We start from the raw sequence: 1221 nt of genomic DNA, 5'->3' as shown, positions 1-1221 counted from the left end.
TATTCAGGCTGCCTATCGCCACGAGTTCAACGCCCGCATACCTCACTTTCTCCCCTGCTTGCTCGGGCTCTATCGAGCGGACGGGACGCTGGTCGGCGCCTGTGGTCTCAATCATGCCAGTAAGGGGCCTCTCTATCTGGAACAGTATCTGGAGCAACCCATTGAGACCGCCATCAACACCCGCCTCGGAATCCATCCGGCACGCAGCCGCATTATCGAAGTGGGTAATCTGGCTTGCAGCGAACCGGGCAATGCCCGCCTGATGTTCGCGGCGCTGTGTCGTTTGCTGTGTGACAACGCCCTCGATTACGTGGTCTTTACTGGTACCGCCAAGCTGCGCAACAGCTTTGCTCGGCTGCAACTCAACCCGGTGGAGCTGGCCCCCGCCCAGGCCCATCAGGTGGGTGCCGATGCCGCTGCGTGGGGCGAGTACTACCGTTGCCAGCCCAAGGTGATGGTGGGCAACATCAATCAAGGGCGCGAGGTGCTGGCCCAGAGCAGTCTGCTGCTCAATCTGCTGGCGCCCATGCCGGCGCTGTTTAGCGACGCCTCCCAATCTAATGACCTGACCGCTAAGAAATGGTGTGCCCTATGACCCTGTTCGCCGCCATCGCCAACCATGCCCGCACTATCCCGCAGCAAGCGGCCTTACAGAGCAGCCAGCAGCAACTCGATTACCAGCGCTTGTGGCAACAGATTCAGCAATTGGCGAATCAATTGCAACAGCGCGGCATCCAGCGACTGGCACTGCAACTGGACAACGGTCTGGCTTGGGCCCTGCTGGATCTCGCCTGCAGCTACGCTGAGATCGTGGTGATCCCGGTGCCGCACTTCTTCAGCCTTGACCAGCAGGGGTGGCTGCTGGAGAGCAGCGGCGCCGATGCGCTGGTCGGCCCCTTCCATCAGGGCTGGCAGGCCGCCGAGCCGCTCACGCTGCTCAGTGGCCTGTCTGAGGCAGAACACACTGTGCCGCTATGGCGCCGCCAGCCAAACAAGCGGGTTACCTTGCCAGCGGGCACCGCCAAGATCACCTACACCTCCGGCACCACAGGGCAACCCAAAGGGGTCTGCCTATCCCAAGCGACCATGATGGCGGTCTGTGCATCACTGGCCAAGCGCGTCGCCCCTGCCGAGGTAGAACAACACCTGACGTTGCTGCCGCTCGCCACCCTGCTTGAGAACCTGACTGGCCTCTATGTGCCGCTGCTGACCGGTGCCTGC

The 1221-nt window shown here is 62.2% G+C and carries 2 protein-coding genes; both read left to right on the top strand.

Annotation, left to right across the window (positions count from 1 at the left end):
- Positions 1 to 595, top strand: a 595-nt coding sequence (locus tag CUC53_RS18250; protein WP_100295402.1) for a thermostable hemolysin, incomplete at its 5' end; no start/stop codon positions are given.
- A partial coding sequence (locus CUC53_RS18245; protein WP_157798333.1) for an AMP-binding protein occupies positions 592 to 1221 on the top strand: 630 nt, incomplete at its 3' end. The genes CUC53_RS18250 and CUC53_RS18245, both read left to right, overlap by 4 nt.

It is taken from the genome of Aeromonas cavernicola, from assembly GCF_002795305.1.
Lineage (GTDB): Bacteria > Pseudomonadota > Gammaproteobacteria > Enterobacterales > Aeromonadaceae > Aeromonas > Aeromonas cavernicola.
The sequence above is the reverse complement of the archived record's forward strand: the minus strand, read 5'-3'. Positions and strand labels throughout refer to the sequence as shown.